Below are 23,055 nucleotides of genomic sequence, written 5' to 3' on the forward strand. Positions count from 1 at the left end.
CGCGCGTGGCCGGTCCAGCCGCCCGCCCGTGTCTGCGCCCGCCCGTGTCTGCGCCCGGCCAGGCTGACTGCCCCGCGCGTGCGCGCGCCGCTTGCCCCGCGCTGACTGCCCCGCGCGCGTGCGCGCCGCGCTTGCTCCGCGCTGACCGGCCCGCGCGTGAGCGCGCGTCACCGTCGTGGCTCCGGCCGCACCCGGGCTATCCGCCGGAAGGGCGATTCTCAGCGGGGCTGGTTGACATGGCTCGCTCAGCTCTCTACGGTCCGTTGGTTGTTAGGAAACCTACTTAACCAATGCTCTGCCTGCCCTCAGGGAGACATCCGTGGTCCTCCGTCCGGCACCATTCCGGCGGCGGGCGCGAGCCCGCGTCCGACGCGCTCTGACCGCCACGCTCGCCGTCGGCGGCCTGCTCCTCACCGTCTCCCTCACCACGGGCGCCGCGCCCCCGCGCGGCGGACCGGCGACGGGCGGCCCGACCCCGGTGACCCGGGTGGGTGCGGCGCCCGGCACCGCGACCCCGCTCGCGGGCTTCGCCACGCAGTCCTCGGCCAAGGTGTCCGATACCCCCGCGGCCATCTCCACCCCCGGTTACCCGGCGTCCGGCTGGCACCCGGTGGGGCCGAGGTCGACGGTGCTCGCCGGGCTGCTCGCGGCCGACGCGTACCCGGATCCGTTCTACTCGACCAACCTCAAGAAGATCCCCGCGGCCGACTTCACCGTCCCCTGGTGGTACCGCGGCGACTTCACCGTGGCCGACACCTCCCGCCGCACCTATCTGGACGTCAGCGGTGTGATGTCCGCCGCCGATGTGTACGTCAACGGCGCCCAGGTGGCGACCAAGGACCGGATCGCCGGTGCGTACACCCGGCATGAGCTGGACGTCACCGACCTGGTCAGGGCGGGGACCAATACGGTGGCGTTCCGCGTCCAGCCCAACGATCCGCGCAAGAACCTCACGATGGGCTGGATCGACTGGCTCCAGCCCCCGCCCGACGAGAACATGGGCATCGTCCGCGATGTGCTGGTCCGCCGCGGCGGCCCGGTGGCCCTGCGCGACGCGCATGTGACGACCCGGCTGGACACCCAATCCCTCGCCTCCGCCGAACTCACCGTCAAGGCGCGGGTCCGCAACGACTCCGCCTCGTCGGTCACCGCAACGGTCTCCGGCACGGCCGGCCCCGCCGCCATCAGCCGCACGGTGTCGCTCGCCCCGCACGAGACCAAGGCCGTCACCTTCACCCCCGTCGACTTCCCCCAGCTGCGCCTGGACCGGCCCAAGGTGTGGTGGCCCGCCGGGATGGGCGACCAGCCGCTGTACGACCTCGACCTCACCGCCACCGTCTCGGGCACCCCCTCCGACACCGCCCACCACAGCTTCGGCATCCGCGACGTCAAGGCGCCGCTCAACGCCGACGGTGCCCGCCAGTACCGCATCAACGGACGCCCGCTGCTGATCAAGGCGGGCGGCTGGTCGCCCGATGTGTTTCTGCGCTGGGACGCCCGCTCGGTGGAGGACCGGCTGAAGTACACCCTCGACCTGGGGCTGAACACCGTCCGCCTCGAAGGCCATATCGAGCCGGACGAGTTCTTCGACCTCGCCGACCGCTACGGCATCCTGACCCTCCCCGGCTGGGAGTGCTGCGACAAGTGGGAGGGCCAGGTCAACGGCGATGAGACCGGGGAGAAGTGGACCCCCGCCGACTACCCGGTCGCCAAGGACTCGATGGCCGCCGAGGCCGCGCGCCTGCGCGACCACCCCAGCGTCATCTCCTTCCTCATCGGCAGCGACTTCGCCCCCGACGCCACCATCGAGAAGAACTACCTGGACGCCCTCGAGGCCGCCGACTGGCCGACCCCGGTGATCCCCGCCGCCTCCGCCAAGTCCTCCCCGAGCCTGGGAAAGTCCGGCATGAAGATGACCGGGCCCTACGACTGGGTGCCGCCGGACTACTGGTACGCCAAGCGGGAGGGCGGCGCCACCGGCTTCAACTCCGAGACCAGTGCCGGACCCGACATCCCCACCCTGGACACGCTCCGCCGCATGATGTCCCCGAGTGAACTGGAGACCCTGTGGCGGGATCCGTCGGCCAAGCAGTACCACCGGTCCCCGTCCGGCACCTTCGGCGATCTCAAGCTGTTCGACAACGCGCTGATCGGCCGCTACGGAAAGCCGACCGGGCTGACGGACTACGTACGCAAGGCCGCGCTGGCGCGGTACGAGGCGGTGCGCGCCCAGTTCGAGGCGTACGCGCGCAACTTCTCCGACACCTCCCGGCCCGCCACCGGTGTCGTCCACTGGATGCTCAACAGCGGCTGGACCTCGCTGCACTGGCAGCTCTTCGACCGCTACCTGGACCAGGGCGGGGCCTACTACGGCGCCAAGAAGGCGAATGAGCCGCTGCACATCCAGTACTCCTACGACTCCCGCTCGGTGGTCGTGGTCAACGGCGAGCACACCGCCGCCACCGGTCTCACCGCCCGGGTCAGCCTCTACACCCCCGACGGCACCCGGAAGTTCGACAAGAGCGCCACCGGCCTCCGGGTGCCGGGTGACGGCGGCAAGGCCACCGCGCTCACCGTCCCGGCCGATGTGAGCGGGGTGTCCGGCGCCTATCTGGTCAAGCTCCAGCTCACCGATGGGGCGGGCAAGGAGGTCAGCCGCAATGTGTACTGGCTCTCCACCGAGAAGGACGTGCTCGACTGGGACAACACCGACTGGTACTACACCCCCACCACCTCGTACGCGGATCTGACCGGGCTCGACGACATGGCCGAAGCGCCGGTGTCCGCCACCGCCACCACGACCGGCGGGCCGGATTCCACCGCCACCACGACCGTCACCCTGCGCAACACCGGGAGCGGACGCACACCGGCGCTGCTCGTGGACGCCCATCTGGTGAACGGCTCGGGCAAGCCGGTCCTGCCCGTTCGCTGGTCGGACAACGAGGTGAGCCTGTGGCCGGGCGAGTCGGTGACGCTCACCGCCACGTATCGCACGGCGGACCTGGGCGGTTCGGCCCCCTCGGTGCGGATCTCGGGCTGGAACACCGCCACCCGCACCGTCCCCGCGGCCGCCAGGACCCGCTGACCGTCCATGTCCTGAAATCGTGTCGAAAGGAATTTTTCCGGCGAGTCCGATGCATGGAGCAAGTTCACACTTTTGTATGCTTTCTCCAGCGCGTCGTTCCCCCGTGTCGGACAGTCACTGTCCGTACGCTCACGAAAGGGGCTCCATATGCACACCATGGAGGTTCGCCCGCCGGTACCCAGCCGTTCCAGCAGCAGATGGCGTCGATACGGCAGACTCGCCGCCGCCAACTTCGTCCGGGGTGCCTCGTACGCGAGCGGCACCGCGGCCATCGGTCTGATGGCGTGGTGGGTGCAGACCCGCTGACACACCCCACGCCACCCCGTCCCGAGCCGGAGCCCCTGACCCTGATCGCCCGCGGTCCACCGCGACGGCCACGCACGGCCGTCGCGGCGGCCGGACTACGCCTGAGGATGCGGCTGCGAGCGGCCGGACTACGCCTGAGGATGCGGCTGCGAGCGGAAGCGGGGGAAGTGCATCCCCCGGTGCTCGGCGCGCGGGGCGCCGGGTCCGCCGAGACTGCCGCGCAACTGGATGCCGTGCATGATCTCGATGATGCCCAGCGCGAGCAGCCAGATGCCGGCCACCACGGTGAGCGCCGTGATCGAGCCGAAGGGCGCCACGATCAGGATGATCCCGCCCAGGATGGTGAGCGCGCCGAGGAACATCTGCCAGCCCCGGGCGGGCATGTCCTCACCGGAGATCGCCATGGCGGTCATCATCACGCCCCGGATCAGCCAGGCGAAGCCGATCCACAGCGCGAGCAGCAGAATCGACTGGGCCGGTCCCCGGAAGCAGAGCAGTCCCAGCAGCACACTCAGCGCGCCGGTGACGAAGCTCAGCACCCGCAGCTGCCTCGGGACATGCGAGCCGAAGGCCCCGGCCAGCTGGAAGATCCCGCTGATCAGCAGATACGCGCCGAACAGGACGCCGATCACCACCAGGGAGGGACCCGGCCACGCCAGCACCATGATACCGAGCGCGATCGCCACCAGACCCGCGGTCACCAGGACCTGCCAGGTGGTGTTGGACAGCATGTTCTGCATCGTGGCGTAGGGGTTGCCTTCATCGGAGGGCCGTTCTCCCGGCCGGCCGTAGGGTTCCTCTCTCGGCTGCCCGGCACCATGCGGACTGTCGGAGGAGTAAGTCATGGTCGTCCACCTCCTCGGGGGGACACGATGGCCGTAGCCCACAGATCCATCCTCCCTCCGCGCCGGTTCCAGCGCCTCGCGGGCGGTGGACCCGCATGGCAAGGTGGTGGTGAGGCCGTGTCCTGGTGCGTGTCATAGGGAGGCCCGACATGGACGACCGGGAGTTCTTCCAGACGGTGGCGGACCGCACCCAGCTGTCACGGCAGGAGGCGGCGGATGTCACCCGCGCCACGCTCGAGACCCTGGCGGCCCGGCTGAGCGCGGGCGAGGCCCGCGATCTCGCCCTGGAGCTGCCCGAACACCTCCGGGAGTCCCTTCGGCGCGGGCCGGAGGAGATGGAGGTCTTCGACCCCGAGGAGTCGATCCGCAGGGTGCACGAGCGCACCGGGCTGTCCGAGCCCGAGGCCGACCGGGGTGTCCGAGCGGTCCTCGCCACGCTCCGGGAGGCCGTCTCGGCCGAGGAGTACGACCACGCCATGTCGCAGCTGGGCAGCGAGTTCGCGAGGATGGCGGAGTCCGCGCGCTGACCCGCCCGCCGGCGAACGGGCTCATCCGGCCCGCCAGCCGCTCCACCGGCCGACGGTGATCTCCACGACCGGTCCGCGCGGCGGCCGGTCCCCGTACTGGACCGGATAGGTGTCCACGAGCAGCCGGACGTATTCCGCGGACAACGGCGACTCCTCCGCCGGTGGCAGGACGCGGGCCGTGCCGTCGGCGCGCGCCCACCACAGGTGGTCCCAGTTCTCGTCGTAGTCGTCCACCAGGAGGCATACGTCGGGATGCGCGCGGATGTTGTCCAGGCGCTTCAGCCGTGTCGTCCGCTTCGGCTTGTGGTCGACGGCCGTCACCACGGTGTCGCCGGTCAGCGCGAAGACCACCGGCACCAGATGCGGGCGGCCCTCGGCGCCGACGGTCGCCAGCCGGGCCAGCCTGGACCGGGCGAAGCGCTCACGCGCCTGCGCGCTCGTCAGCTGCGGCATCGTGGCTCCCGGCGGCTCACCGGAACCGGTCGGCGATCCGGGCCATCGCGTCCAGCCGTGCGATCGTCTCCGCCTCCGGCATCGTCGGCAGATAGAACAGCACCCGCTCCACACCGATGCGCTGATACCCCTCGACCGCGTCGGGGTCCTCGGACATCGCGTACACCGTCACCGGTACGTCGCGGCCCGCCACCTCGCGCAGCCGCTCCATCTGCGGGCGCAGCTCCTCGGGGGATCCGCTGTTGGCCAGCCAGGCGTCGCCGAGCTCGGCGATCCGCCGGAACGCGGCCTCGCCGCCACCGCCCACATAGATCGGCGGATGTGGCTGCTGGACCGGCTTGGGCCACTGGAAGACGGGGTCGAAGTTCACGAACTCCCCGTGGAACTCGGCCTTCTCCTTCGTCCACAGTTCACGGATGGCCCGCAGTCGCTCGTCCATCAGCCGGCCCCGGGTGGACGGATCGGTCCCGTGGTTCTCCATCTCCTCACGGTTCCAGCCCGCGCCGACCCCGAAGACGGCCCGTCCGTCCGAGATCAGGTCGAGCGAGGCCACTTCGTTGGCGGTGGTGATCGGGTCCCGCTGTACCACCAGGGCGATACCGGTCCCCAGCAGCAGATGCCGGGTGACCGCGGCGATCGAGGCGAGCGTCACGAACGGGTCGAGGGTGCGGTAGTAGATCTCCGGCAGGTCTCCGCCACCCGGATAGGGGGTGCGGCGCTCCACCGGGATATGGCTGTGCTCCGCGATGAAGAGCGAGTCGAATCTGCGTTCCTCGAGGGCCCGTCCCAGGGGGACGGGCCGGATGCCCTGGTCGGTGACGAACGTGGATACGCCGATTTTCACTGCGGCTCCCTGGGACGGTGCGTGGATGAGCTACGGGAACCACATGGGTACCCGGCCGTGCGGAAACCGCAACGGTGCGCACGAGTGACGCGGCCGGGTGGCGGGCGGACCGGGCGGCGGCGGACCGAGTGGTGCGAGCCCTACGACCGGGGCTCACCCGGACCGAGCAGCACACCGCGCCCCGCGTAGAACCGCCCGAGGTCGCCCCAGGGGACCTCGGCGAACCGCTGGGAGCCGTCCGGGAAGCCCGATGGATTGTGCACGAGGAGATGGTCCGGGGTGGCGCCGACGGCCAGCACCAGATGGCCGCCCCGGTGCGGCGGCCGGGGATCCAGGGTGCGGAGGGAGGGGTGGACGGACAGCATCGCGAGCCGCCCGGCCGCGAGATGTCCGGGCAGCTCCTCGGCCGGAAGCTGGGGCCTGGACTCGGCGAACAGTTCCCAGCGCCGCCGAGCGTAGGCGGCGAACGGGGCGTAGATGAGCCCGTCCACCCGGTCCGGGTGGCGCACGTACGCCCCCGCCTCGACACACTCCTCGGCGAGTGTCACCGCGGGTGGCGCGGTGCCGCGCCAGTGGTCCAGCGCCATGCGCAGACACGCCATCCCGCACAGCCGCCACGACCAGAACGCGTACTCCTCCGGGCTCGCGGCCCCGGACTTCTGCCACAGCGGGTCGTCGGCCGCCGACAGGGCGCCCGTGACGATGTCGGGCACCAGGCCGGGCGACTCCCACTGGGCGTAGTAGGGCACGGGGTGGATGAGGGAAACCGGGGTCTCGGTCATGGGTGCCAGTCTTCCCGAACTCCGCGCGCCGCGCCCCGGTCTCCGCGTGCCGGGCCCCGGTCTCCGCGCGCCGCGCCCCGGTCTCCGCTCAGCCGCCCGTGGCGAAGCCCGGGAAGAGGGTCATGCCGCCGTCGACGTACAGGGTGGTGCCCACCACGTAGTCGCACAGGTCGGAGGCCAGGACGACGGCGGCGTTGGCGATGTCCAGGGGGTCGCCGATCCGGCCGTACGGGATGAGCTCCAGGAGGGAGTCGCGCGCCTCGGGGGACTGCCAGGCGCTGCGGTTGATCGGGGTCTTGATGGCGCCCGGCGCGATCGCGTTCACCCGGATCTTGTGGGGTGCGAACTCCTGGGCCAGGGTCTGGGTCAGCATCGCCACACCGCCCTTGGACGACGCGTAGTTCACATGGCCGGCCCAGGGAATCGTCTGGTGCACCGAACTCATGCAGATGACCTTCCCGGCCGCCCGTGACACCTCCGGGACCACGCCGCGCCGGAGGAACTCCTTGATGGCCTCCCTGGCGCACAGGAACTGGCCGGTGAGATTGACGGAGATGACCTTCTCCCACTGCTCGAGCGTCATCTCGGTCGTGGCGGCGTCCCGCTGGAGTCCCGCGTTGGCGACGAGGATGTCGATGGTGCCCAGGCGGTCGACCATGGTGGACACCATGTCGACGACCTGGTCCTCCTGGGACACATCCGCCTGCTGGGCATAGGAGTGCACACCGTGGCTCTGGATCTCGGCGACGACCGCCTCGGCGGCCGGCCGGTCGCTGACGTAGTTGACCACCACATCGGCGCCGGACCGGCCCAGCGCGATCGCGGTGGCCTTTCCGATCCCCGAGTTCGCCCCGGTCACCAGCGCCTTCTGCCCCTTGAGGAGTTCCGGGGCATGCACCGGGGGAGGACGATCGGGATTGCTGTTCACTGGCTCGGTCTCCTTCGTCGGTCCGTCACCCACCGCCCCGACCCTGGCAGCCCGCCGGGGGACCCGTAGCCCCCCACGGCGCCACGGTCACCCGCTAAGGCGATGCACATCGTTCCAGCGGCGCAACGTGGCGCCCGGCTCAGTTGGCCTCCGCGAGCGCCTGCGCGCGCAGGGTGGAGCAGGTGCGGTTGATGAGCCGTGAGACGTGCATCTGGGAGATGCCCAGGTGCTCGGCGATCCGGCTCTGTGTCATATCGCAGAAGAAACGCATGTAAAGGATCTGCCGCTCCCGGTCCGGGAGCCGGCTGAGACCGGGACGCACGGCCTCGCGGTCCACCACCCGATCGTACGCGGGCTCCTGGGCGCCGAGCGTGTCGGCCAGCGAGTAGCCGTCGTCGGCGCCGGTCAGCTGGGCGTCCAGGGAGAGCGGGGTGAAGCTGCCCATGGCCTCCATACCGGCGCGCACCTCCTTCTCGCTCAGCCCGGTGCGCTCGGCGATCTCCTGGGCCCGCGGCGGCCGGTCGTCCACCCCGCGGGACAGCTCGCGGTGCGCGGCCCGCACCCGGTTGCGCAGGTCCTGGACCCGGCGGGGGACATGCAGCACCCACAGGTGGTCCCGGAAGTGGCGCTTGATCTCGCCGACGATGGTGGGCACGGCGAACCCGGCGAAGGCGGTGCCGTGTTCCGGGTCGTACCGCTTGACGGCCTTCACCAGGCCGAGCGCCGCCACCTGCTGGAGGTCCTCCAGGGATTCGCCGCGGTTGCGGTACTGCCGGGCCAGCCGTTCGGCCATCGGCATCCACGCCTCCACGACGCGGCGGCACAGCGCCTCCTTCTCCGGGCCGTCGGGGAGCCGGGCCATTTCCGCGAACTCGGCGCTGGTGTCCGGGGCGTCGTCATGCGGGTGCTTCGTGGGGCCGGTCTGGGGCCGTGTCATGTCCTGCGTCGCGGTCGTCATGGAACACACCTCCTGCGATGGGCTGACGGGTCACCTGGGACCGGGAGTGCGTCGCGGGAGGTTCACGGGGACGTGCTGACCGGCGCGCCGCCGCGGTCTGGAGCGTCAGACCGCTCCCGCGGTGCGTGCCTACGGTCCGAAGCACGAATATCCGCCTGCCCTGGGCCTCCAGGGGCAAACAAACTTCTTCCGGACCAGGTCGACCGCGTGGCACACCGGCGCGCACGCCGGGCCGAGTGTCCGCCGTGCGGGCCGGGCTCAGCCCAGCAGCGCGGCCACCGTCATCAGCACCGGCGGCGCGAGCAGCGTGGACAGCAGGATCGACTCACGGGCCAGGACGGTGGCGGTCTGATAGCGGGAGGCGTAGGTGAACAGGTTCTGAGCCGCCGGTAGCGCGGAGGTGACGACGGCGGCGAACAGCGCCGGGCCGCTCAGTCGGAACACACCCGCCGCGATGGCCCACGCCACCACCGGCTGGGCGAAGGACTTCAGCGCCACCGACAGCAGCACCGGCCCGCGCTCCTCGCCGCGCCCCGGGAGCTGACTGCCCGGCAGCGAGATCCCGAAGGCCAGCAGCACGGCGGGCACGGCCATCCCGCCCAGCAGCGAGAGCGGTTCCACGACGGGCCCGGGGATCCGCCAGCCCGTGGCGGACACCAGGACACCGGAGAGCGAGCCGATCACGATGGGGTTCCGGAACGGGCTGGTCAGCCTGCGGATCAGCGAGGGGCGCGTATCGGGGCGGGAGAGGTCGATGACCGTCAGGGCGATCGGGGTCATGACGAGTTGCTGGAAGAGCAGCACCGGGGCGATCAGGGTCGCGTCCCCCAGCACGTACATCGCGATGGGGATGCCGAGGTTGCCCGCGTTCACATAGCTCGCGCACAGCGCGCCGATCGTCGTCCGGCCGACGCTCCACCGCCGTACGGCGCCGACGGCCACGAACGTGCCCGCGACCACGAAGGTGGACAGGGCCGTCACCAGCAGCGGTGTGGAGACGACGACGGAGAGGTCGGCCTTGGAGAGCGTGGTGAACAGCAGCGCGGGGGAGGCCACGTCGAAGGAGAGCTTGGTGAGCACCTCGCGGCCGTGGACGCCCAAGGAGCGGCGGCGTCCGATGACATAGCCGGTGACGATGATGGTCGCGATGACACCGAAGCCGGTGATCACACCCCCCACTGCGCCTCCGCCCCAGCGTGGCCGCTGCCGCCCGCGCGGGGTGCCGCGGGGTCTCGTCCGGTCGTCGTGGTGGTCGAGGGCCAGGGCGCGGCGGTCATCAAGGGCGTCTTCCGGGTGCGTAGGGTCAGCATGCACCCTACAAGTAATTCGGCCGCCGCGCTGTGATGTCGCTGCCGGGTGGGGGTCTCCGGGCTCAGGTGATGGTCAGGGTGCGACCCCGCTTGGCCAGGGAGCTGTTGCCCGCGAACACCCGGATCTCGCCCTTCTGGACCAGGAACCGGCCGTGCGGATCCTGGGTCCAGAAGCCCAGCTCCTCGGCGCTCAGCCGGAACCGGACCGTGGTGGCCCTCCCGGGGCCGAGGCTGACCCGGCGGAAGCCACTGAGCCTGCGCACCGGTTGCACGATGCTCGCCACCGGATCGCGGATGTAGAGCTGCACCACCTCATCGCCCTTGAGCCGCCCGGTGTTGCGCACCGCCACCGCGACCTCGACGGTGTCGCCCTTGCGCAGCGCCTCGGCCCGGATACGGCTGACGCTGAGCCGGGGTTCGCCGATGTCGAAGGTGGTGTAGCTGAGGCCGTGGCCGAAGGGGAACCGCGGTCCGTTGGCCACGTCGAGGTACTTGGAGGTGTAGTGGTTGGCCCGGTCGTAGGGGCGCCCGGTGTTCTCGTGGTTGTAGTAGATGGGAATCTGGCCGACCGTGCGCGGAAAGGTCACGGGCAGCTTGCCACCGGGGTTCACGGTGCCGAAGAGCACATCCGCGATGGCGTTGCCGCCCTCGATCCCCGGATGCCACGCCTGGAGCACGGCGGGTGTGCGCTCCAGCCAGCCCTCCATCGTCAGTGGACGTCCGCTGAGCAGCACCACCACGAACGGCGCGCGGGTGTCCGCGATCGCGGAGATCAGCCGCTCCTGATGGCCGGGCAGACCGAGGTCGCCGCGCACGGACGCCTCCCCGCTGAGCGTCGCCGCCTCCCCGACCACCACCACGGTCACATCGGTCGCCCGCGCCGCCGAGGCGGCCCGTGCGATGCCCCGGGTGTTCCGGCCGGACGCGTCCACGCCCTCGACATGGCTGATCCGGGCCTTCGGCGCCGCGTCCTTGACCGCGTCCACCACGGTGACCGGGCGGAACTCCTCGGCCCAGGGCCCGGCCCAGGAGCCGCGCAGATCGGTGGAGTCGGCGAAGGGCCCGACGACGGCGATGGAGCCCGATCTGTCCAGCGGGAGCGTGGACCTCTCGTTCTTGAGCAGCACCATGGTGCGCCCGGCCGCTTCACGGGCCGCCGCCCGGGACGCCTTCGTGGGCCCGGCGATCGCCGTGTCCTCGTCCACGTAGGGGTGCTCGAAGAGCCCGAGCCGGAACTTCAGCCGCAGGATGCGGGCCACCGCGTCGTCCAGCCGCTCGGTGGTGATCTCACCCCTGCGCAGCAGCCGCTTGCCGTACTCGTTGATGGTGGTGCTGGCCATCTCCATGTCGATCCCGGCGTTGAAGGCGAGCCGGGCGGCGTCGGAGCGGTCGGCGGCATAGCCGTGGACGATCATTTCCTGAACGCCGTTGTAGTCGCTGACCACGAAGCCGCCGAAGTCCCATTCCTCCTTGAGGATCTCGGTCAGCGCATGCCGGTAGCCGTGGGCGGGGACCCCGCTGACGGTGTTGAAGCTCGCCATGACGGTGGCCACCCCGGCGTCCAGGGCCGCGCGGAACGGGGGGAGGTAGAAGTTGCGCAGCCGGGCCTCGGAGACATCCACCGTGTTGTAGTCGCGGCCGCCCTCCACGCCCCCGTAGGCGATCATGTGCTTGGCGCAGGCCGCGAGGCGCCGCCGGGAGCGCAAGTCGTCGCCCTGGTAGGCGCGGGTCTTGGCGGCCGCGAGCCGCGCCGCCAGATACGGGTCCTCGCCGTCGCCCTCGGCGATCCGCCCCCAGCGCGGTTCATGGCATACGTCCATCATCGGTGAGAACGCCCAGTGCACCCCGTTGGAGCGGGCCTCCCGCGCCGACACCTCCGCGTCCCACTCGGCCACCGCGGGATCGAAGGCGGCGGCCTGGGCGAGGGGGATGGGAAAGGTGGTCCACATGCCATGGATGACATCGAGCCCGAAGACCAGCGGAATGCCCAGCCGGGACTCCTCGACGGCCATCCGCTGGAGCGTGTTGGTGGTACGGGCCCCGTAGATGTTGAGCACGGAGCCGAGCCTGCCCCTGCGGGCCGCCTTCTCCGCGGCGGCGGTCTGCCCGCCACCGGGCCCGGTGGCGCCGGTCCAGGCGAGCTGCTGGAGCTGGCCGAGCTTCTCGTCGATGGACATCCGCGCCATCAGCGCCCGGACCCTGGTCTCGTACGGGCCGGGCCCCCGACCCAGCCGGGCCCGGCCGGCGACGGAGGGGGCGGGCGGGGCCTGGGCCTGGGCGGCCGCGGCCTTGCCCGCGATGGCCGTACCCCCGGCCGCGGCGAGCACCGTACGTCTGCGCACATCGTTCATGGTCTTCGTCCTGGTCTTCGGCGATCGGTTCTCCCCGAGCCCGGTTTCCTCAAGACCATGCCGGTCACGACCCCGCGCGGGATGTGGGCCGCCACCTGGGTCTTCTGCCAACGTACGACAGGATCGCCGGCCGGGCCCCCGGTGGGGCCGGGGGCCGCGGGTGCTCATCGTGTCCGGACGGCTGCGCTCCGGCACCCACCTCGTCGAGCGGTACGTCAGGCCCGGCGCTCGTCCATGCCCGCCATCAGGGCCTGGTGGCTCATCCGCACATGCTCCCGCATCACCCGCTCCGCGCCGTCGCCGTCCTTGGCCTGGATCAGACTGAGGACGCGATGGTGCTCATCGTCGGACTCGTCCAGCCGGCCGGGCCGGGACAGCGAGGTGCGCACCAGCCGGGCGTAGGCCAGCTGGTTCATCAGGGTGCGGTAGTGCGCCTCCAGCTTGGTGTTGTCCGCGCCCACCACGATCAGATCGTGGAACTCGTGGACCAGCGCCGCGTACTGCTCGGCGTCGCCGTCCCGGACGGCCGCGTCGGCCGCCTTCATATTGGCCTCGAGCCGTTCCACCTCCGGTACGTTCCCGCGGAAGGCGAGCAGCCGGGCGGCGGCGCCCTCCAGCAGCTCCTTCATCTGGAACAGCTCGGTGAGCTCGCGCCGGGACGGTACGGCGACGAATGTGCCGACCCGTGGCCGCACCTCGACAAGGCCCTCGATCTGGAGCTGTTTGAGGGCCTCGCGAATGGGCGTCCGGCTGACGCCGAAGGTCTCGGACAGCGCCATCTCGGAGAGGCTGGAGCGGGGCGGCAGCTCACCACTGATGATCATCTGCCGCAGCTCTTCGGCGACCCTCGCCTGCATGCTGGTCTGCTGAAGCCGCTTCCCTGTGGGTCGTTGCATGGCACGTGACCCTAGGTGTGGCCATTGCTTCCCGTCAACTGTGGGAAAGCAGGTGTGTTGTGCCATACAACAACCCTTCCTCGGTCCAGGGAGCCGGGAACCTCAGAACCTCAGGCGTCCAGGAGCTCAGGGAGCTCAGGACCTCAGGACCTCAGGATGAAGGGATCCCCGGCGGGCTCCTCGCTGGTGTTGATCCAGACGCTCTTCAGCCGGGTGTACTCCCGGATCACCTCCGTGCCGTGCTCGGTCCCCATCCCGCTGGTCTTGAACCCGGCCCGGGGCGACATCGGTGACATCGAGCGATAGGTGTTGGCCCACACCGTCCCGGCCTCCAGCCGGGCGGCCATCCGGTGCACCCGGTTCACATCCCGGGTCCACACGCCCGCCGCCAGGCCGTACGCGGAGTCGTTGGCGATCGCCAGGGCCTCCTCCTCGGAGCCGAAGGGCATGACGGTTGCGACCGGCCCGAAGATCTCCTCCTGGCAGATCCGCATCCCGTTGTCGGTCCCGGTGAAGACGGTGGGGGAGTAGAAGTACCCGTCGAGACCGGTCTCCGGACGCCTGCCGCCGCAGACCACCTTTCCGCCCTCGGCCTGCCCCAGCTCGACATACGACTCGACCTTCGCCAGCTGCTCGGCGATGGCGAGCGGGCCGAGCTCGGTGGTCTCCGCCAGTGGATCGCCGATGCGGATCGTGGCCGCCCGCGCCGTCACCCGCTCCAGGATCTCGTCGTACACCTCCCGGTGCACCAGCACCCGGCTGCCCGCCACACAGGTCTGGCCCGCGGCGGCGAAGATACCCGCGATCACGCCCATGGCGGCCGAGCCCAGGTCGGCGTCCGGGAAGATGATGTTGGGCGACTTCCCGCCCAGCTCCAGGGTGCAGCCGATCAGCCGGTCGGCGCAGGTACGGGCGATCCGGCGGCCGGTTCCGCTGGAGCCGGTGAAGGTCACCTTGGACACGCCGTCGTGCTCGGTCAGCGGTCCGCCCGCCTCCGGGCCGTACCCGGTGACCACATTGACCACCCCCGGCGGGAACCCCGCCTCCTCGAAGAGCGGGGCGAGCGCCAGCAGCGAGGCGGAGGTGTGCTCCGAGGGCTTGACCACCACGGTGTTCCCCGCGGCCAGCGCCGGGGCGAGCTTGGTGGTGGTGAGCAGCAGCGGGGAGTTCCAGGGGGTGATGGCGCCGACCACGCCCACCGGTTCGCGCAGGGTGTAGTTGAGCAGCTCGCGGCCGGACCCGGGGATCACCTCGCCCTGGATCTTGTCGGCGAGTCCCGCGTAGTAGTGGAAGTACTCGGGCAGCCCGGCCAGTTGGGCCCGCATCTCGCGCAGCAGCTTGCCGTTGTCGAGGCTCTCGGTACGGGCCAGCCGCTCCGCGTGCTCACCGATCAGATCGCCCATGTTCCGCAGCAGCCGGCCGCGCCGGGTCTGGCTCAGATCGCGCCAGCGCGGATCCTCGAAGGCGGTGCGGGCGGCGCCCACCGCACGGTCCACATCGGCGGCGGTGCCGCGCGCCGCCTCGTACCAGGGCTCGGCGGTGGCCGGGTTGACGCTCGCGAAGTAGCCGCCTTCGGCGGGGGCGGTCCACTCGCCGGCGATGTAGTGGTCATGGCGCGGCAGGGGGTTCATGAGCGGTGGGACTCCTGTCCGGTGGGGGTTCCGGGGTGGCTTCCGGTGTGGCTTCCGTGGGTTCCGGTCTGGCTTCCGGCGGTTCCGATGTGGCTTCCGTTCTGGTTTCCGGCGTGGCCCCCGGTCTGGTTTCCGGCGTGGCCTCCGGTCTGGGCGAGGATCACGTCGGCGAGTTCCCGGGGGCATTCCAGCGGCAGCAGATGGCGGGCGCCGGGCACGATCACCGCCCGGGCGCCGGGGATCCGCTCGGCCAGCCGGTGCGACATGGCCGGGGTCGAGCCGGGGTCCCGCTCGCCGGTCACCGCCACGGTGGGCGCGGCGATCCGGGGCAGCCACCGCCACAGCCCGGTGTCAGCGGTCGCGAACACCCGGTAACACGCCAGGTAGGAGGCCCGGTCGTTGGCGAGTAGCGTATCGAGCACCTGCCGCGCCAGCTCGGGGTCCTGGGCCCGCCAGGCGGGCGAGAACCAGCGGTCGACCGCCGCCCACGCGGACGCCCCGAAGTCCTGGGCGGCCAGCTCCTGGCGGCGGGCCACCGCCGCCCGCTCCTCCTCCGACCGGCCCGCGACCGAGCTGACCAGGGTGAGTGACGCGGTGAGCTCCGGCCGGTCAAGACCCAGCCGCTGGGCGACCAGGGCGCCCAGCGAGAAGCCGACCACATGCGTGGGGCCGGTCAGCAGCGCCCCCACATCGGCGGCCAGCTCGGCGAGCGACACCCCGGCCGCCGCGGCCGGGGAGGCGCCGTGGCCGCGCAGATCGACCAGTGTCACCCGGTGCCGGGCCGCGAGCGCCGGGAGGCACCGGTCCCACATACGGCGGTCCAGGCCGACGCCGTGCAGCAGCACCAGCTCCGGGCCGTCGCCGTGCGCTTCGTGGCTCAGCGCCGCCGGCACCGGGGCCCCGGCCCGCACCGACCGGCCGGGGTCCTCCGGTCGCGCTGAAGCACGGGGACGGTCCGCGGGCGCGGCGGCGGCGTCCGCCTCCGGTGTGCGCTCCGACGGCTCCGTTCCTGTCGTGGCCGCGGCGCCGGGACTGCGCCCGGCCCGGGAGGCCGCGACGCGCGCCCGCGTACCCGAATCGAACCCGCCCATATCACTCACCATGCGCTCACCGCTCCGTCGACAGCGGCGCCAGCCGGGCCTGGGGGCGGCCCTGGGCGGCCGCCGCCAGCCCGACGACGATCTCGTCGGCGCGCGGCCCGTCCGCCACCCGCACCTCGACGCTCTGGTGGTGCGAGCGGATGGTGGCGTCGGTGATGTGCTTGAGCGGGATGTCGAAGACCGTACCCGCGGCGGCCCGCTTCTCCACGGCCGGGAGCAGCGTGGTGGCGTTCGCCGCGCGGCGGAAGTGGTCGCCGAACTTGAGGGTGTGGATCAGCGCGGAGCCGTGCTCGACCTCTCCGTCGAGCCCCACGATCGCGGCCTTCCCGTACGCCTCCACCGGCGCCCCCAGGGCCTCGACCACCCGCGGCGCCAGCAGCTCGCCCAGCTTCGGCGCCACCTCGTCGATCCCCGGCAGCAGATCCGCCACGAAGCCCTGACCGGCCCAGGGGTTCTCGATGACGGCGAGCACCACGGCCGTACGGGCGGGCGGGTCCACCGGGCGGCCGCCCTCGCTGTGGATGTCCTCGGTGAAGGTGATGATCTTGCGGATGTTCACGTCACGGTCTCCATGTCGTCGTCCAGATCGGCCAGGCGGATGAGCGGGTCGGTGGCGCGGTCCCCGATCCGGGCGTTCGGGCGGGGGCCGGACGCCCCGGCCGCGATGACGACGATCTCGTCCGGGCGGGGCGCGTCGGGGATACGGATCTGGCAGGTCTGGTAGTGCGAGCGGGTCGCGGCCGCGGTCTTGTGCCACAGCGGCACGGTCAGCGGCTCACCGGCCGGAAGCCGGTCGTCGCTGAAGACGATGATCGAGGTGCCCTCGGTCAGCTCGCGGAGGACATTGCCGAAGAACGGGGTGTGGATCAGCGCGCCGCCGTGCTCGATCTCCCCGTCCAGGCCCACGATGGCGGCCTTGCCGAAGGACTCGATCCGGTCGACCCCGCCCAGCGCCTCGCTGATCCGGTCGGTGAGCAGCCGGGCCAGCCCCGGTGCGATCCGCTCGACCTCGGGCCCCAGGTCGGCGACGAAGCCGCCGCCGGCCCAGGGGTTGCTGATCACCGCGGCCGCGGCCACCCGGCGCACCGGCGCCGCGACCGGGCGGCCGAGCTCCAGCAGCAGCTCATCGGCGACGGTGACGACCTTGCGCAGCCGTGCCTCAGCCATGACCGCCACCGGTGGTGAACTGCGGCATGACCTTCTCGGCGAACAGCTCCAGGCTGCGCATCGCGTTGTGGTGCGGCAGGCCGGGGTGGGTGGTCCACAGCAGCAGATGCTCCAAGCCCACCTCGTCGCGCAGCTCGGCGATCTTCTCCGCGACATACTCGGGGGTGCCGACCAGCAGATTGCGCCCCTGGAGGAAGTCGAAGGACAGCTCATGGGCGTCGGTGAGCTCCTCGCCGGCCTCCATGAGGTTGGACAGCCCCCGCCAGTGCATGATCCACCGGTAGGTGGTCATCAGCGCCTCTTCGAACTCGGCGCGCGCCTGCTCCATGGTGTCGGCGACATACACATCGCGCACCAGACCGATGCCCTCGCCCAGCGCGTACGCGCGCCCGGACGCCTGGCTCGCGGTGTCCCGGTAGAGCTCGAACCGCTCCTTGAGCGCGGAGACCGGCGGCAGCCAGAAGAGCCCCTGGACTCCGTCGGCCGCGGCGGACTTGATCGAGCGGGGGCTGTCGATCACCTGCCATAGCGGAGGGTGCGGTCGCTGCACCGGAAACGGCGTGACCTGCATCTTGGTGATGACACCGGCGTCGGTGTAGTCCGGGGTGGCGGGGGAGAGCGGGTGGTTCCACTTCACCCCGGGGGCGGGGAACTCGTAGAACCGGCCCTGGTGCGAGAAGAACTCGCCGCTCCACGCCTTGCGCAGGACCTCCACGGTCTCGTCGTACAGGGCGCGGTTCTGCTCCTGGTCGCGTGGATCGGCCAGGGCGTTGAGGTTGAGCGCCTCGCGGCCGTAGAGCCCCCGGCCGAGACCGACCTCGACCCGGCCCCCCGAGAGCTGGTCGAGCATCGCGATGTCCTCGGCGAGCCGCAGCGGATGCCAGAAGGTGGCGATCGAGGCCGCCTGGCCGATCCGGATGTGTTCGGTACGGGCGGCGATGTCCGCCCCCATCAGCACCGGGTTCGGGGTGATCTCGATCGCCTCGTGCCCGAAGTGGTGCTCGGTGTACCAGGTGGACCAGAAGCCCGCCCGGTCCGCGGTGACGGCGAACTCCCGGGCCTCGTTCATCACTTCGGCGTACTCGCCGAGACGGCCCGGGGCACCGAGGTTGTGAAATATCGAAAAGCGCATTCAGCGTCCGTCCTGTTCTTCCGGCTCACGCTGTGCCATGGCAGGGAGGCTAGGAGTCCATGTCGGGCCCGTCAAGGGACGACATCAGGGAAACGACGTTGACCTGTGCCTTTAGTGAGCGCCCGGAACTTTCTCGGCTCATCTGTCCCAAGGTGTTGACAGTCGCCGATGGCCTTCCTACGGTCCTCTGCCATACAAGAGCTGACTGAGGGAAGACGTCATGACGCACACTCTTGACCGCACCGCCCGCATCCGCTCCACCTGGCAGGCGGCCTGGGACCGGGGCGAGGTCGACGCGCTCGACCAGCTGCTCGGCCCCGCCTATGTACGCCGCCGTGGGCCCGCCGCGGCCCCCCAGGACCGAGAGCAGTTCAAGGAGTCCATCCGCGCCATCCGCCGGGCGTTCCCCGATCTCCGTACCGAGATCGAGGAGATCGTCGAGGACGGTGAATCGCTGGCGATCCGCTGGCGCAGCACCGGCAGCCACACCGGCGATTTCCTCGGGGTCCCGGCCACCGGCAGGCCGGTCGAGGTCTCCGGCGCCACCTTCACCCGCTTCGACCACGGTGTGGTCAGCGAGGAGTGGGTGACCTGGGACCCGCGCCAGCTGCTGGAGGCGCTCGGGATCATCACCACCGCTCAGCAGGCGGCCGTCGACGCCGATGTGGTCCGTGGTGTGCACCGCAAATTCATCACCGGTGTCACCGTCGTGACCTGCGACGACGACGGCAAGCCCCGGGGGCTCGCGGTGAACGCGTTCGCCAGCATCTCACTGGATCCACCGATGGTGCTGGTCTGCGTGCAGCGCTCCTCCACGACCCATCCCGCGCTGCACCGGGCGAGCCATCTGGGGATCAACATCCTCGCCGCCGGCCAGCTCGATGTGGCCAAGACCTTCGCTTCCAAGGCGGACGACAAGTTCGCCGGGCTGTCCTGGACCCCCGGTGAGTTCGGCGTCCCGCTGATCGACCGGTCCTGCGCCCAGCTCGAGGTGGAGATCGGGGAGCGGCTGGAGGCCGGCAGCCACACCGTCTTCACCGGCCGGGTGGTGTCCGCCCGCCATGAGGAGCTGGCCCCGCTGGTCTACAGCGGCGGTGGCTTCTTCGACATCTCCCAGACCGCGCCGCTGCCGTGGTGAGACACCGCCACCCCGGTCCGCGGCGCCACCGGCCCCCCGCCACCCCCTGACGCCCACTCCTCCCGTCCCAGGAGCACGCCCATGACCCACGATGACACGGCGCCGGTGTACGGCAGCGCGGTCACCAAGGTGGAGCCCTTCGGGGTCGACCACATCCCCGACAACGAGCGGCACGGCAAGCCCAGTTCGCAGTTCTTCGTCTGGTTCGCCGCCGGTCTCAACTTCCCCATCATCCTGCTCGGGTTCAGCGCGGTCGGGCTCGGCCTCAGCTTCGGCGCCGCCGTGGCGGCCATCGTGGTCGGCGCGGGTCTCGGCTCGCTGCTGATGGCCGTGATGTCCCGGATGGGCGTACGGCTGGGGGTGCCCCAGCAGATCCAGGCGCGGGGCCCGCTCGGTTTCTTCGGCAACTTCCTGCCGGTGGCGTACATCAATGTGTTCGCCGGGGTCGGCTGGGCCGCGGTGACCGTGATCCTCGGCGGCAAGGCCATCTCCGAGCTGACCCATCTGCCCTTCTGGGTCTGCGGACTGGCGCTCACCCTGGTCGAGCTGGTGGTGTCCATCTACGGCTACAACATGATCAACTTCCTACAGCGGGTGCTGACCTACGTCCTCACCCCGCTGTTCGTGATGATCACGGTGGTGGCCCTGGTGCGGGGCGCGGGCACCTTCGCCGCCGATCCGAAGGCGGCGGACTACGTCGGCTCGACCGGTGGCTGGATCACCTTCGGCGGCTGGTTCCTCTCCTTCCTGGTCGCCTGGGCGCCGTTCGCCTCCGACTACTCGCGCTATCTGCCCGACTCGCCCAGCGTGGTGAAGCGCACCGCCTGGTTCACCGGGCTCGGCAACTTCGTCACCATCTGCTGGCTCGGCATCCTCGGTGTGCTCCTCGGCTCCAACGCCACCAGCACCGATTCCATCACCGCCCTGCACCAGCTGACCGGGCCGTTCGCCATCCCCGCCCTGATCGCCGTCGGGCTCTCGGCGCTCGCGCAGAACTTCCTCAATGTCTACGGCGGCGCGATCTCCGTCCAGACGCTGAAGGTGCCGGTCACCCGGACCCAGGCCGTCACCCTCATCTGTGCGCTGGCGTACGCGATCAGCCTGTGGGGGCACTCCGGGGTCGAGGACAAGTTCTCGGTGTTCCTCAATCTCACCGCGTACTTCATCGCGCCGTTCGCCACCGTGCTGCTGCTCGACTACCACCTGGGTGGGCGCTCCGACCCCAGCCGGATCGCCGAGCTGTACGACCGCCGACGGGTGCTCTCCTGGGGCTTCGCCGCCTGGGCCGGCGGGGTGCTGGCCTCGGTGCCGTTCTGGCAGTCCGACCTCTACACCGGGGCGTTCGCCTCGGCGCATCCGCACGCGGGCGATCTGAGCATGTGGGTCGCGGCGGGCGCCTCGGCGGTGCTCTATCTGCTGACCTACCGGCTGCGGCCGCTGTGGACGCGGGACACCCCCGCCACGGCCGAGCCCCGGCCGGAGAAGACGGCGGCGGTGGCGGGCTCCTGACGCGGCGTCGGTATGCGGGCGGGCGGTGTCGCGAAGGGCGGTGCCGCCCGCCCCGTCGGCACCCACCGGCCCTTTCCGGCTATCGCCTCCGGCGGGAGGCCGCGGGGCGCTCGGCGGGGGCGGGGTCGATACAGCGCGACTGGGCGTGTTCGTACACCATCGTGCTCTGCACGTCCGCCACCTCGCGGCGCTCGGTGAGGCGGTCGATGACGAACGCGTACAGCCCATTGGTGTCCGGCACCGCCACATGGATGAGGAAGTCATGGGCGCCGGAGGTGACGAACAGCCCGATGGTCTCCGGCAGCTGGGCGGCCCATTCCCGGAACCCCTCGATGACCGGCCGGGACGGCGGGCGGATCCGCACCGAGATCAGCGCCTGCACGGGGCGGCCGACCGCCTCCAGGTCGACGGCGGCGTGATAGCCGCTGATGATGCCGCGCTCCCGCAGCGCCCGGACCCGCTCCAGGGAGGTCGACGGCGAGACCCCCGTGCGCAGGGCCAGCTCGCGATTGGTCTGGCGTGCATCGTTCTGCAACTCCCGCAGAAGAGCGCGGTCGAGTGCATCAAGTTCCACGAAAGCGCTCCCTTGCCTGAGGAAATTCGGTGAGCCGTGCTCCGGCTCGGATGGATGGGTACCGTCCACCACATTAGCCATCGACAAGGAGTAGCGCTCGTGTCCGTTCCCCAGCTGTCCGACGAGGACGTACGCACCGATCAGTCCACCCGGCAGGCGAAGCTCAAGTGGGTGATCGTCGTGGCCGAGGAGCTGCCCGCGGGCCGGGCGGTGAACGCCGCCGCCTGCATGGCCGCCGCCGTCGGCCGGGCGATGCCGGAGCTGCTGGGGCCGGACGGCAGGGACGGCTCCGGCTCCGGCCACCCGGGGCTGCCGTGGGCCGGCTGCTCGATCCTGGCGGCCGGCCCACAGGCGCTGCGCGAGCTGCGGGCCAAGGCCGCCGAGAAGGACGATCTGTTCCTCGTCGACATGCCCGGGCAGGCCCAGACCTCACGGGTCTACGACGAGTACCTCGACAGCCTGGCCGGCACCAAGACCGAGGATCTCGACCACCTCGCGGTGAGCATCGTCGGCCCGCGGAACAGGGTGAGCAGGCTCATCGGGAAGCTCCCCCTGCTGCGCTGACGTCCGCGCCGCCCGTGGTGGCCGGATCGCCCAGCGCGTAGGGGGCGAGGATGTCGGCGATGGTCCGGTTGCGCGGGGTGGCGACCCCCAGCTCGGCGCCGAGTTCGGCCACGGCCCCGCTGAGCCAGCTCAGTTCCAGGCGGTTGCCGCGCAGGAGGTCGTTGTGCATCGAGGACGTCATCGTGGCGGGCAGCGTGTCGCAGAAGGCGAGCCGGTCGTCGGCGAAACCGGGGTCCAGGTGCACCCCCTTGGCCCGTCCCACGGCGACCACCTCGCGCATCACATCACCCAGCAGCTCCCGTGATCCGGGATTCCCACGGACCACCCCGATCGGCTGCCGCACCGCCGAGGTCGTCCCGGAAAGGCCCACCAGGAAGACGAACTTCTCCCAGATGGTGCGCTCGATGTCCCCGCTGATCTCCGCGTCGACACCGGCCGCGAGACAGCGGTCGAGGAAGTGGCGGGCGCGCGGGGACTCCTTGCGGTCGTACTCCCCGAACACCAGCCGCTGAAGCGTGCCGTTGTGCACCACCACCCCCGGCTCCTCGATGAACGCCGAGATGTAGCCGACCCCGCCGAGGACGGACTCCGCGGGCAGATGGCGCCGCAGCTCCGTGTCCTTCTGAACTCCGTTCTGGAACGACACGACCGCGGCGCCGCCCTCGGCGAGGGGCACCAGCTGCCGGGCGACGTCCTCGGTGTCCCACAGCTTCACCGCCACCATGACGAGGTCCGGGGCCTCGAGGTCGGAGACCGCCGGTACGACCGCCTCGGACGGCACCCGCAGATCCCCCAGCGGGCTGCGCACCGTCAGCCCCCTCTCCCGGATCGCCGCGAGATGGCGGCCCCGGGCCACGAAGGTGACCTCGTCCCCCGCCGCGGCGAGCCGCGCGCCGAAGTATCCGCCGACGCCACCCGCGCCGATGATCGCGATCCGCATGATGTCCCTTCGTCC

General features: G+C 71.1%; 22 protein-coding genes. 6 read left to right on the forward strand and 16 right to left on the reverse strand.

What is annotated here, in order from left to right; all coding sequences use genetic code 11:
- The first annotated feature begins 319 nt into the window (after nt 1-319).
- On the forward strand, nt 320-3,085 hold the full coding sequence (locus ABD329_RS26465; protein ID WP_198276655.1) for a glycoside hydrolase family 2 protein: 2,766 nt from the start codon (nt 320-322) through the stop codon (nt 3,083-3,085).
- Between the two features lie 147 nt (nt 3,086-3,232).
- Nucleotides 3,233-3,391, forward strand: a complete 159-nt coding sequence (locus ABD329_RS26470; protein WP_198276654.1) for a hypothetical protein — start codon at nt 3,233-3,235, stop codon at nt 3,389-3,391.
- Nucleotides 3,392-3,519: 128 nt separating this feature from the next.
- Here the strand turns inward: ABD329_RS26470 and ABD329_RS26475 are convergent, their stop codons facing one another.
- Nucleotides 3,520-4,236 carry an HdeD family acid-resistance protein gene (locus ABD329_RS26475; protein ID WP_198276653.1) on the reverse strand — a complete coding sequence of 239 codons (717 nt, stop codon included), beginning with the start codon at nt 4,234-4,236 and terminating at the stop codon, nt 3,520-3,522.
- A gap of 149 nt (nt 4,237-4,385) precedes the next feature.
- On the opposite strand from ABD329_RS26475, the gene ABD329_RS26480 reads away from it, so the two are divergent.
- Entirely contained in the window at nt 4,386-4,763 is a 378-nt protein-coding gene (locus ABD329_RS26480) for a DUF2267 domain-containing protein (RefSeq protein ID WP_198276652.1), read from the forward strand.
- Nucleotides 4,764-4,784: 21 nt separating this feature from the next.
- Here the strand turns inward: ABD329_RS26480 and ABD329_RS26485 are convergent, their stop codons facing one another.
- The 13 genes from ABD329_RS26485 to ABD329_RS26545 all read right to left on the reverse strand — a co-directional run bounded on the left by ABD329_RS26485 (nt 4,785) and on the right by ABD329_RS26545 (nt 18,315).
- The gene (locus ABD329_RS26485) at nt 4,785-5,216 is read right to left on the reverse strand and encodes a TIGR03668 family PPOX class F420-dependent oxidoreductase (protein ID WP_198276651.1); all 432 of its coding nucleotides are present in this window, start codon (nt 5,214-5,216) and stop codon (nt 4,785-4,787) included.
- Nucleotides 5,217-5,232: 16 nt separating this feature from the next.
- A complete protein-coding gene (locus ABD329_RS26490) occupies nt 5,233-6,060 on the reverse strand; it encodes an LLM class F420-dependent oxidoreductase (protein WP_198276650.1) in 828 nt (275 codons plus the stop codon).
- 140 nt (nt 6,061-6,200) lie between these two features.
- Nucleotides 6,201-6,842 (reverse strand): C39 family peptidase, encoded by a 642-nt coding sequence (locus ABD329_RS26495; RefSeq protein ID WP_198276649.1) that lies wholly within the window; start codon nt 6,840-6,842, stop codon nt 6,201-6,203.
- A gap of 88 nt (nt 6,843-6,930) precedes the next feature.
- On the reverse strand, nt 6,931-7,770 hold the full coding sequence (locus ABD329_RS26500) for an SDR family oxidoreductase (protein ID WP_198276648.1): 840 nt from the start codon (nt 7,768-7,770) through the stop codon (nt 6,931-6,933).
- Between the two features lie 139 nt (nt 7,771-7,909).
- Nucleotides 7,910-8,728: a SigB/SigF/SigG family RNA polymerase sigma factor gene (locus tag ABD329_RS26505; RefSeq protein ID WP_198276647.1), complete on the reverse strand. Its 819-nt coding sequence runs from the start codon at nt 8,726-8,728 to the stop codon at nt 7,910-7,912.
- A 258-nt stretch (nt 8,729-8,986) separates the two neighbouring features.
- The gene (locus ABD329_RS26510) at nt 8,987-9,907 is read right to left on the reverse strand and encodes an AEC family transporter (RefSeq protein ID WP_198276646.1); all 921 of its coding nucleotides are present in this window, start codon (nt 9,905-9,907) and stop codon (nt 8,987-8,989) included.
- A gap of 193 nt (nt 9,908-10,100) precedes the next feature.
- Nucleotides 10,101-12,389 (reverse strand): glycoside hydrolase family 3 N-terminal domain-containing protein, encoded by a 2,289-nt coding sequence (locus tag ABD329_RS26515; RefSeq protein ID WP_198276645.1) that lies wholly within the window; start codon nt 12,387-12,389, stop codon nt 10,101-10,103.
- A gap of 215 nt (nt 12,390-12,604) precedes the next feature.
- Entirely contained in the window at nt 12,605-13,285 is a 681-nt protein-coding gene (locus ABD329_RS26520) for a GntR family transcriptional regulator (RefSeq protein WP_246618384.1), read from the reverse strand.
- Between the two features lie 143 nt (nt 13,286-13,428).
- Nucleotides 13,429-14,916 carry an aldehyde dehydrogenase gene (locus tag ABD329_RS26525; protein ID WP_198276644.1) on the reverse strand — a complete coding sequence of 496 codons (1,488 nt, stop codon included), beginning with the start codon at nt 14,914-14,916 and terminating at the stop codon, nt 13,429-13,431.
- Complete coding sequence (locus ABD329_RS26530) at nt 14,913-16,007, reverse strand: alpha/beta fold hydrolase (protein WP_281404632.1); 1,095 nt, start codon at nt 16,005-16,007, stop codon at nt 14,913-14,915. Before ABD329_RS26530 ends, ABD329_RS26525 begins: the two co-directional genes overlap by 4 nt.
- A gap of 16 nt (nt 16,008-16,023) precedes the next feature.
- Nucleotides 16,024-16,575, reverse strand: a complete 552-nt coding sequence (locus ABD329_RS26535; RefSeq protein WP_198276643.1) for an amino acid synthesis family protein — start codon at nt 16,573-16,575, stop codon at nt 16,024-16,026.
- Nucleotides 16,572-17,183: an amino acid synthesis family protein gene (locus tag ABD329_RS26540; protein WP_198276642.1), complete on the reverse strand. Its 612-nt coding sequence runs from the start codon at nt 17,181-17,183 to the stop codon at nt 16,572-16,574. Before ABD329_RS26540 ends, ABD329_RS26535 begins: the two co-directional genes overlap by 4 nt.
- Nucleotides 17,176-18,315, reverse strand: coding sequence for an LLM class flavin-dependent oxidoreductase (locus ABD329_RS26545; protein WP_344316998.1), 1,140 nt, complete (start codon nt 18,313-18,315; stop codon nt 17,176-17,178). Before ABD329_RS26545 ends, ABD329_RS26540 begins: the two co-directional genes overlap by 8 nt.
- Nucleotides 18,316-18,535: 220 nt before the next feature.
- On the opposite strand from ABD329_RS26545, the gene ABD329_RS26550 reads away from it, so the two are divergent.
- Both ABD329_RS26550 and ABD329_RS26555 read left to right on the forward strand, forming a co-directional pair.
- Nucleotides 18,536-19,453: a flavin reductase gene (locus ABD329_RS26550; protein ID WP_198282332.1), complete on the forward strand. Its 918-nt coding sequence runs from the start codon at nt 18,536-18,538 to the stop codon at nt 19,451-19,453.
- A gap of 81 nt (nt 19,454-19,534) precedes the next feature.
- Nucleotides 19,535-20,962 (forward strand): purine-cytosine permease family protein, encoded by a 1,428-nt coding sequence (locus ABD329_RS26555; RefSeq protein WP_198281365.1) that lies wholly within the window; start codon nt 19,535-19,537, stop codon nt 20,960-20,962.
- 79 nt (nt 20,963-21,041) lie between these two features.
- Here ABD329_RS26555 and ABD329_RS26560 read toward each other — a convergent pair whose 3' ends face one another.
- Nucleotides 21,042-21,536 carry an Lrp/AsnC family transcriptional regulator gene (locus ABD329_RS26560; RefSeq protein WP_086883881.1) on the reverse strand — a complete coding sequence of 165 codons (495 nt, stop codon included), beginning with the start codon at nt 21,534-21,536 and terminating at the stop codon, nt 21,042-21,044.
- Nucleotides 21,537-21,635: 99 nt separating this feature from the next.
- On the opposite strand from ABD329_RS26560, the gene ABD329_RS26565 reads away from it, so the two are divergent.
- Entirely contained in the window at nt 21,636-22,100 is a 465-nt protein-coding gene (locus ABD329_RS26565; RefSeq protein WP_198281364.1) for a DUF2000 domain-containing protein, read from the forward strand.
- On the opposite strand, the gene ABD329_RS26570 is transcribed toward ABD329_RS26565, so the two are convergent.
- Nucleotides 22,072-23,040 (reverse strand): ketopantoate reductase family protein, encoded by a 969-nt coding sequence (locus tag ABD329_RS26570; protein WP_198281363.1) that lies wholly within the window; start codon nt 23,038-23,040, stop codon nt 22,072-22,074. The two genes, ABD329_RS26565 and ABD329_RS26570, sit on opposite strands and share 29 nt — an antisense overlap.
- Nucleotides 23,041-23,055 lie beyond the last annotated feature (15 nt).

Source organism: Streptomyces javensis (genome assembly GCF_039525925.1).
Classification (GTDB): Bacteria; Actinomycetota; Actinomycetes; order Streptomycetales; family Streptomycetaceae; genus Streptomyces; species Streptomyces asiaticus.

What these genes read in the sequence shown, in the direction of transcription:
- ABD329_RS26470 (WP_198276654.1), top strand. Translation starts at nt 3,233, where the DNA reads ATGCACACCATGGAGGTTCGCCCGCCGGTACCCAGCCGTTCCAGCAGC.
- ABD329_RS26475 (WP_198276653.1), bottom strand. Translation starts at nt 4,236, where the DNA reads ATGACTTACTCCTCCGACAGTCCGCATGGTGCCGGGCAGCCGAGAGAG.
- ABD329_RS26480 (WP_198276652.1), top strand. Translation starts at nt 4,386, where the DNA reads ATGGACGACCGGGAGTTCTTCCAGACGGTGGCGGACCGCACCCAGCTG.
- ABD329_RS26485 (WP_198276651.1), bottom strand. Translation starts at nt 5,216, where the DNA reads ATGCCGCAGCTGACGAGCGCGCAGGCGCGTGAGCGCTTCGCCCGGTCC.
- ABD329_RS26495 (WP_198276649.1), bottom strand. Translation starts at nt 6,842, where the DNA reads ATGACCGAGACCCCGGTTTCCCTCATCCACCCCGTGCCCTACTACGCC.
- ABD329_RS26505 (WP_198276647.1), bottom strand. Translation starts at nt 8,728, where the DNA reads ATGACGACCGCGACGCAGGACATGACACGGCCCCAGACCGGCCCCACG.
- ABD329_RS26515 (WP_198276645.1), bottom strand. Translation starts at nt 12,389, where the DNA reads ATGAACGATGTGCGCAGACGTACGGTGCTCGCCGCGGCCGGGGGTACG.
- ABD329_RS26520 (WP_246618384.1), bottom strand. Translation starts at nt 13,285, where the DNA reads ATGCAACGACCCACAGGGAAGCGGCTTCAGCAGACCAGCATGCAGGCG.
- ABD329_RS26525 (WP_198276644.1), bottom strand. Translation starts at nt 14,916, where the DNA reads ATGAACCCCCTGCCGCGCCATGACCACTACATCGCCGGCGAGTGGACC.
- ABD329_RS26530 (WP_281404632.1), bottom strand. Translation starts at nt 16,007, where the DNA reads ATGGGCGGGTTCGATTCGGGTACGCGGGCGCGCGTCGCGGCCTCCCGG.
- ABD329_RS26540 (WP_198276642.1), bottom strand. Translation starts at nt 17,183, where the DNA reads ATGGCTGAGGCACGGCTGCGCAAGGTCGTCACCGTCGCCGATGAGCTG.
- ABD329_RS26545 (WP_344316998.1), bottom strand. Translation starts at nt 18,315, where the DNA reads ATGCGCTTTTCGATATTTCACAACCTCGGTGCCCCGGGCCGTCTCGGC.
- ABD329_RS26550 (WP_198282332.1), top strand. Translation starts at nt 18,536, where the DNA reads ATGACGCACACTCTTGACCGCACCGCCCGCATCCGCTCCACCTGGCAG.
- ABD329_RS26555 (WP_198281365.1), top strand. Translation starts at nt 19,535, where the DNA reads ATGACCCACGATGACACGGCGCCGGTGTACGGCAGCGCGGTCACCAAG.
- ABD329_RS26570 (WP_198281363.1), bottom strand. Translation starts at nt 23,040, where the DNA reads ATGCGGATCGCGATCATCGGCGCGGGTGGCGTCGGCGGATACTTCGGC.